Here is an 8023-nt window from a genome sequence, read left to right as displayed (position 1 = left end):
GCCGGCTAGACCTTGGTGTTATGACCCTTGGTCGAATAGTCGCGGTAACCACACATCCCCTAAGGTGTATTCATTCACACAGGAGGAATTTTTTATGGGTTACCAACAGGAATATCAGGCTTCGATCGAACAGCCTGAAGCCTTCTGGCAAAAACAGTCACAACGGATTCAATGGTTTAAAGAACCCAAGGCCATTCTCAGCAAAGATGAACATGGTATTGATCGCTGGTTTGCTGATGGACAGCTCAATACCGCTTATCTGGCGCTGGATTATCACGTTCTGCAGGGACGTGGAGACCAGCTTGCTCTTATCTATGATTCCCCGGTGACCGGAAATAAACGTACCTATACCTACAGCCAGCTGACCGAAGCCGTCGCGCGCTGTGCCGGTATGCTGGTCAGTCAGGGCGTTGGTAAAGGCGATTGCGTGATCGTGTATATGCCGATGATTCCGGAGGCTGCGATCGCCATGCTGGCCTGTGCCCGCATTGGTGCCGTGCATTCGGTGGTGTTTGGTGGCTTTGCTCCGAATGAGCTGGCGGTGCGTATTGATGATGCCGTACCTAAGGTCATTATGTCAGCGTCCTGTGGTATCGAAGTCGACCGTATTATTGAATACAAACCGATTCTGGATGCTGCCATTGATATGGCGGCGCATAAGCCTGAGCGCTGTGTCATTTTTCAGCGTGAACAACAGCGCTGTGAGCTGACCGCAGGGCGTGATATTGACTGGCAACAGGCCGTGGCTGCCGCTCAGCCTGCTGATTGTACGCCGGTGTCGGCGCTTGATCCTCTGTACATTCTTTATACCTCCGGTACCACCGGAAAGCCTAAGGGGGTTGTGCGCGACAATGGTGGTCATGCGGTGGCTATGAGTTACAGCATGAGTGTTGTTTACGATATGCATCCGGGGGACGTGTTCTGGGCCGCTTCCGATGTCGGCTGGGTGGTTGGCCATTCTTATATTGTTTATGCGCCGTTAATTGCAGGCTGCACTACGGTCTTTTATGAAGGCAAACCGGTACGTACACCGGATGCCGGTGCTTTCTGGCGGGTGTGTGCCGAGTACGGTGTCAAAGGATTGTTTGCTGCACCTACAGCGTTCCGCGCGATCCGCAAAGAAGATCCGCAATGCCTGCAGGCGGAAAAATACGACCTCAGTAAGCTTACAACCATTTTTATGGCCGGTGAGCGTTTAGATCCTCCGACTTATGAGTGGGTGGATCAGCATATTAAACGTCCGATTGTGGATCACTGGTGGCAGACCGAAACCGGCTGGGCGATTGCCGGCAATCATATGGGGCTTGAACCAGCCAAAGTGAAGGCGGGTTCTGTTACACGTCCGTCACCCGGATTTAATGTGCAGATTTTAGATCCGAAGGGGCGTCCGGTTGCTGCCAATGAGCAGGGCAGTATTGCTATCAAATTGCCATTGCCGCCCGGATGTCTGCCGACTATCTGGGGCAATCACGAGCGTTTTGTCGCCGGTTATCTGGGCACTTACAAAGGGTATTACATTACCGGTGATGGCGGTTATCTGGATGATGATAACTATCTGTTTGTGCTTGGGCGTACTGACGACATCATCAATGTTGCCGGTCATCGTCTGTCGACCGGTGAAATGGAAGAAGTGGTTGCCGGGCATGCGGCGGTCGCTGAATGTGCGGTCATCGGCCGTCACAGTGATCTTAAAGGTGAAGAGCCTCTGGGGCTGGTGCTGCTGAAAGACGGCGTTGATATTGATGAAGAAACGCTGAAGCTTGAGCTGGTGCAGCGCGTCCGTGACCGGATTGGTGCGGTGGCCAGTTTCCGCGATGCGGTGGTGGTGCAGCGTTTGCCCAAAACCCGTTCCGGCAAAATTTTGCGTAAAGTACTGCGCAATATCGCTAATAACGAGGAATACCAGACACCGTCAACCATCGATGATCCGGCCTGTCTGGGAGAGATTGAGCAGATTCTTCTGAAAAAAGGACTGCGGCCGGAGAACTAATATCAGGTCGCTCAGTCATAGAATGAGCAGGCGAAAGCCAGTTTGCTCTCTCTGATTATTATGGTGTTTACCGGGCCGATTCCAGCCCGGTTTTTTTTGCCCGCTGTTTGTGCCCGTTTCCTTCGTTCTGTCCTTGAGCCGTTATTACGTGCGGCTTCCTCTCGGCGATATCCGTTCCTGGTTTTTATCTGCCGGCTACAGAGGAATCTATAACTGTTGCCAATTGTTACCATTTGCATGTGTCGAGTTGTAACTTCACCTGCTAACCTTTGTGGTTATCTGGGAATCGTCCGTTTAATAAATCATTGTTCTTGAGGGGTGGGGTTAGCTTTTGCTGAATATCTTAAATTTCCGCGCCTCTGGCTGGGTTTTACCCCTGGCAATTTTTGTTCTGACGTTGTTGTTGCTGACTTTTGCCGTGCAGAGCTGGTTTGTCAGCCGCAGTGTGTTTGACAACGAAATTGCGCACATTAATCGTGTTGCTCTGCAGAATGCACGCTCCGTTATGATCGCCCGACGTGAATCCTTTAATCTTCTGGGGCAGGAGTTGCTGGCTCTGAATGCGCTGCAGCAACCTGATGCCGGGCGCGATACGCTGGAAAAAGTCGCTTTTTTTATGCCTGGTGTCGTCAGTCTTGGTTTGGCCCGCAGTGATGGTCAAATGGTTCTGTACACAACGCCGCGTGAATCTCACGCCAATTCTGTAACTCTGCCCAATCTGCAACAGCAGTCTTCCCGTTTATTCCGTAAAGCGCTGGATTCCGAAGATGTTGTTACCGGCCCGCCAGTCTGGCAAAACAGCAGTCGTGAATGGATGTTACCGCTGTTTTATGCTGTTCGCGACAGTTATCACGGCGAGGTTTTAGCCGTACTGACAGGGCTTGTTCGCCTGCAAGACCGGTTGGCTCGTTGGGATGGAGTCGATCTGGGAACGGATACATCGGTTGTTATCGTCAGTTCTGATGGTGTGCCGCGTTATGCGGTGCCGGTCTTTAATGCTTATGACAGTCATGCCGGGCGTGCATTCATGCAGGAGCTTATGCAGCAGATCACAGACTCGAAGTCTGATGAAGGCTGGCTGGTTCATGACTGGAAGCAGGATCGCAGTCGTCTGACCTATCGTGTCCATTATTCCCGTATCGGGGATGACCTTTTTAATCTTGTGGTGCGGCCGCAGTCTTCGCTCTGGCAGGCCTGGCGTGATCGGATTGAGCCTGCGCTGCTCGCTTTTTTTGCTTTGCTGTTAGGCAGTATTGGCGTGCACCGCATTGTGCTTCGTCAGCAGCAACTTTATCAGCATAATCTTCTGTTTCAGGCTCATCATGATCCACTGACCGGGTTATTGAACCGTGCGCGTCTGCTTCATCTGATGAAAGAAAGCATGCTCGACGATCCGGAAGTCGCGTTTTCTCTGTTAATCATCGATCTTGATTATTTTAATCGCATAAATGATCAGCATGGTCATGCCATCGGTGATGCATTGTTGAAACTGGTTCCTCAGCGTTTGCAGAGTATTTTGTCTCCGGGGGACTGGTTGGCACGGCAGGGGGGCGATGAATTTTTGGTCGTATTCCGTAATGAACTGAGCTTCCGTGGCCGGGATGTTCTGACACAGGCGATCAAGGCCGCGCTGGAAGAGGAATTCGAAATTCATAACCGGGTTATTTCGGTTTCTGCCAGTATCGGCGTGGCCAATTTCCCCCGGGATGCTATCGATCCTAATGATCTGCTGGGTAAAGCCAATGCCGCGTTATATCAGGCGAAAGGTGATGGGCGTAACTGTATTGTTCATTATTCTGACGATATTGCTGCGTTAAGCCGGCGTAGTAAAGAGCTGGAACGTCAGCTGGATGGTTGCTGGCAGCGCAACGAAATGCAGGTGCACTACCAGCCTCAGGTTGATTGTCGTTCCGGAGCATTAATCGGTGCTGAGGCTCTGGTACGCTGGAAGAATAAATCTCTGGGCAATGTCAGTCCGGCTGAATTTATCCCTGTCGCGGAAGCTATCGGGGCGGTACGCCAGATAGATCGCTTTGTAATGGCAGAAGCCTGTGCGTTTATTCATCAGATTTCCCAGCAGTTTTCCCGGCCATTGCGCATATCCATTAATTTATCTCCGGAGCACCTGCTTGATCCTGCGATGATTACTGAGGTGACTGAATTAATCCGACGCTATGATCTGGCGCCACAGCAATTAGTGCTGGAAATAACCGAAACCGCCGTCCTTAATGATTTTGAGCGGGCAGCTCAGCAGGTTTCGCAGTTGCGTGCGCTGGGTGTCGGTGTGTCGGTTGATGATTTTGGTACCGGTTATTCGTCGCTGTCCTATATCCATAAGTTACCGGTCACGGAAATTAAAATAGACCGCTCTTTTGTCGATCAGATTGCCACCGATCTGCATGACCGTGCGCTGACCAGTGCGGTCATTGCAATGGGTAAACGATTACATCTTGAGGTTGTTGCGGAAGGGGTGGAGACGGCCAGTCAGTGGCAGATTCTGCTGGAACAGCATTGCGATATCTTGCAGGGTTTCTATATTTCCAAGCCGATGGCTGCCAGTGACTTTATTGCTTTTATGGATAACTACAGCGAAGAACCTCAGGCTTTTGCTTTGCGCTAATAACTCCTCAGATTATTCCGCTGTCGAGCCCGGCGGCTATGGCGGCGCATAACTCCTCGCACTGTTGTAAAAAGTCTTCCTGCCAGTCACCGCGTAAAATCAGTGGCTCCTGGACCCAGCGCCAGCGCAGGCCGGTAGTGATACCTTCCAGTGCGCGTCTTGTTCCTGTGCCATCATGCCCCGCGCGGATAATGGCTGCGCAGGGGGTCCCCTGTGTTTTTTCCAGACAGGGATAATAAATACGATCAAAATAATCCTTTAATGCGCCGCTCATATAGCCGAGGTTTTCCGGCGTTATCAGAAGAACAGCGTCGGCCTGCAGAGTGTCGGGCGCGTTGGCTTTAAAAGCTGTTCGTATGATTAACTGGCTGTTCTCAGTTTCTGCTGATTTAAAGCCGGTCTTGCAGGCCTGCAATAATCGCTCAGTATTGGGGGATGGTGTGTGGGCAACAATCAAAAGTGTTTTCATCGTATAAAACCTGTTGAGTTGCCCGGCAGTATAACGATAGCGCTATACCAATGGCAGGGCGGCTGCCTGTGCCAGCGCACAGGATAAAAGCCGGCCGGCCATTTTCTCTGCACGGCTGGTCAGCATAATAGGCACACGTGCTCCCATTAATATTCCGGCTGCCTGAGCATTGCCTAAATAAATTAATTGCTTGGCCAGAATGTTGCCGGACTCCAGGTCTGGTGCAATTAAAATATCGGCATCGCCAGCAACGGGTGAGTCAATGCCCTTGCTGTTGGCAGCCTCAAGGTTGATGGCATTGTCGAAGGCCAGGGGGCCGTCTAATAACCCGCCGACAATTTGTTTGCGGTCAGCCATTTTACACAGTGCCGCAGCATCCAGTGTGCTGGGGATATCCGGATTGATTTTTTCGACGGCACTTAAAATCGCAACCTTAGGCAGGCTGATGCCCATTGCCTGAGCCATCTGAATGGCATTGCAGACAATGTCTTTTTTGGCTCGTAAATCAGGGTGAATATTAATAGCCGCATCGCTGATAAACAGTGCTTTGGGGTAAGACGGCACATCCAGATAATACACATGACTGATACGGCGCTCACTGCGAATTCCCGTGGTTTTGTGTAATACCGCACCCAGTAATTCGTCAGTCGACAGGCTGCCCTTCATTAATGCGCGGACTTCTCCGCTGCGCACCAGGCTGACGGCTACTTCTGCAGCTTCATGGCTGTGTTCGGTGTCGCGGATATCAATATCAGACAGGTCGATATCATTCTGGGCTGCGCACTCACGGATTTTATGCTCCGGGCCGACGAGAATGGCCTGCATCATGCCCAGGCGGTGAGCCGCGAGGGCGCCTTTTAATGAGTCCTCTGTGACCGGGTGTACTACCGCTGTTGGCAGTGCCGGGCGCAGCAGCGACCGCTCAAATAAGCGGCGCATGTGCGGATGGTTGGCGGTCGCCGTTAATATTTCTTCCCTGATCAGATCAGCGGTCATAGTCACGTCCTTAGTCTGCGTCTGGCTTAACACCATCGGATGGTTTTATGACAATTACATCACAGGCTACTTTATCGACCAGTAATTCAGCGGTGTTGCCGATTAATACACCGGCAATGCCTTCGCGCCCCACGGTGCCAACGACCACGACGTCGGCATCGATGTCTTTGGCAATGCCAGCGATCACGCTGTCAGCATCACCTTCACCAATATGCACATGGTCGGGCTGAATATTGTATTTGCGCGCCAGCGCAGCGCAGGCTTCTTCGTGTTGTTCAGTAATGTACTTCTGGATGTCATCCGGTGCGGTAACTTCGGGCACCATGGCAAAGGCTACTGCAACCAGCGGGTATGAGTTGGCGAGGTGCAGGTCGGTGTCAAAATGATCGGACAGGTGCTCGGCAAAAGACAGAATATTATCGTTGATGATCTGGTGTCCGGTATCGCCGGAGGTCGCATCAACGGACGCCAGAACGCGGTTCTGTGCCCAGGGTTTGGCGGATTTTACCAGCATCACCGGTGCAGGGCAGTGGCGTAGCAAATTCCAGTCGGTGTGGGTGAATATCCGGTCAAGCAGGTTGTGCGGCTGTGTACCTTTAATCACCAGATCAAAATCTTTATGGCGCATGGACTCGATGACGGCATCGTGCAGATGCTTTTGCCAGTGCACCTCGGTACTGATTGAAATGCTGTTTTCAGCTTCAGGCAGGAAGCTGTTGATCCACTTTTCCGATTTATCCAGCAGGGCCTGCTTCACCCGGGTACGGGTTTCCTGATCAAGGGATGAATGATCTTCACAGTAAGCTTCGTAAGTACTGGTCAGCAGGGTCAGGTCTGCTTCCAGAGACCGTGCCAGCCACAGCGCACGATCAAGCGCAATTTGCTCCGGGTGCTCGCTGTCCAATACGACCAGGATGTGATTGATATCCAGCATGACTTTCTCCTTAAAATAATGTGTCCGGCACAGGAATACCCTAACACTAGCGCTTTGCGCTTACACCGGCCTTGTTTTGGGTCATATTGTGTTGTGTTTGCAGCTCGTCATATGCCGGAGGTGACAATATGTCGATGAAAGCCCGGGCAGCGTTACTGAGGGTGCGGTGACGCAGATGGATCAGTCCAAGCTGGCGCCGGATCGGTGCAGAAGGCCAGGGCAGCCGTACCAGTTGTTCGTCGAGCATGCTCTGCGGCAGCAGACTCCAGCCCATGCCAACAGAAACCATCATTTTAATGGTCTCCAGATAGTTGGTTGGCATGGGAGCATGCAGATTAAGCCCGGCCTGACGGAACACCCGCTCAAGCAGCTGGAAGGTAATGGTATCCGGCTCCGGTAAAATTGCTGGTGCCTGCGCCAGATCCTGCAGGCTGAGGTGTGCAATGGCTGCCAGCGGGTGGCCGGGAGCACACACACATACCATGTCATCCTGCCACAGCGGCAGGGCTTCAATACCCTCCGGCACCTGATCATTGTTGGCTTCCAATGTGGTCAGGGCCAGCTCGACCTGACGCAGGTTGACCGCCTGGTAGGCCCGTTCCGAGCCCATAAAACTCAGGTTTAACTGGGCGGACGGATAGCGGCTGACAAATTCCCGTAGTACCGGTGGTAAGCGGTGCAGGCCGATATGATGGCTGGTCGCCAGGGATAAGACGCCACTGACTTCGCCGCCCAGATTCATCAGCCGCAGCTCGGTGTCGGCCACCAGATCGAGAATCTGCCGCGCTTTGGGCTGCAGCGCATGACCTGCTTCGGTCAGGCTGATGGTGCGGTTGTGGCGGTCAAACAGGGCATTACCCAGCTGTTGCTCCAGTAGCTGGATGCGTTTGCTGACCGCTGACTGGGTCAGGTGCAGCTGTTCGGCGGCGAGCGAGAACGAACGTTGTTCTGCAACGGCAAGAAAGGCTTTGAGTGCCTGGGTATCCATAAACTTTGTCCGCAGTAGGCTCTGTT

Annotated in this window: 6 protein-coding genes; 2 read left to right on the top strand and 4 right to left on the bottom strand. The window is 52.5% G+C overall.

Annotated elements, in window-relative coordinates; translation table 11 throughout:
• Window positions 1-94 precede the first annotated feature (94 nt).
• Window positions 95-1990, top strand: a complete 1896-nt coding sequence (locus tag B3P58_RS00380) for a propionyl-CoA synthetase (RefSeq protein ID WP_225691985.1) — start codon at window positions 95-97, stop codon at window positions 1988-1990.
• A gap of 331 nt (window positions 1991-2321) precedes the next feature.
• The gene (locus B3P58_RS00375) at window positions 2322-4610 is read left to right on the top strand and encodes a bifunctional diguanylate cyclase/phosphodiesterase (protein WP_286715122.1); all 2289 of its coding nucleotides are present in this window, start codon (window positions 2322-2324) and stop codon (window positions 4608-4610) included.
• Window positions 4611-4617: 7 nt separating this feature from the next.
• Here the strand turns inward: B3P58_RS00375 and B3P58_RS00370 are convergent, their stop codons facing one another.
• The 4 genes from B3P58_RS00370 to B3P58_RS00355 form a co-directional block, all read right to left on the bottom strand.
• Entirely contained in the window at window positions 4618-5079 is a 462-nt protein-coding gene (locus B3P58_RS00370) for a flavodoxin family protein (protein WP_230332015.1), read from the bottom strand.
• 42 nt (window positions 5080-5121) lie between these two features.
• Window positions 5122-6075 carry a bifunctional enoyl-CoA hydratase/phosphate acetyltransferase gene (locus B3P58_RS00365; protein ID WP_145468889.1) on the bottom strand — a complete coding sequence of 318 codons (954 nt, stop codon included), beginning with the start codon at window positions 6073-6075 and terminating at the stop codon, window positions 5122-5124.
• A 10-nt stretch (window positions 6076-6085) separates the two neighbouring features.
• Window positions 6086-7009: a universal stress protein UspE gene (gene uspE / locus B3P58_RS00360; protein WP_145468888.1), complete on the bottom strand. Its 924-nt coding sequence runs from the start codon at window positions 7007-7009 to the stop codon at window positions 6086-6088.
• A gap of 46 nt (window positions 7010-7055) precedes the next feature.
• The coding region (locus tag B3P58_RS00355; protein ID WP_349676548.1) for a LysR family transcriptional regulator at window positions 7056-8023 on the bottom strand (968 nt) is incomplete at its 5' end.

Origin of the sequence: Thalassolituus sp. UBA2009 (assembly GCF_002335285.1) — a bacterium.
GTDB lineage: Bacteria > Pseudomonadota > Gammaproteobacteria > Pseudomonadales > Oceanobacteraceae > Venatoribacter > Venatoribacter alkanivorans.
This window is presented reverse-complemented; position numbering and strand designations above follow the sequence as displayed.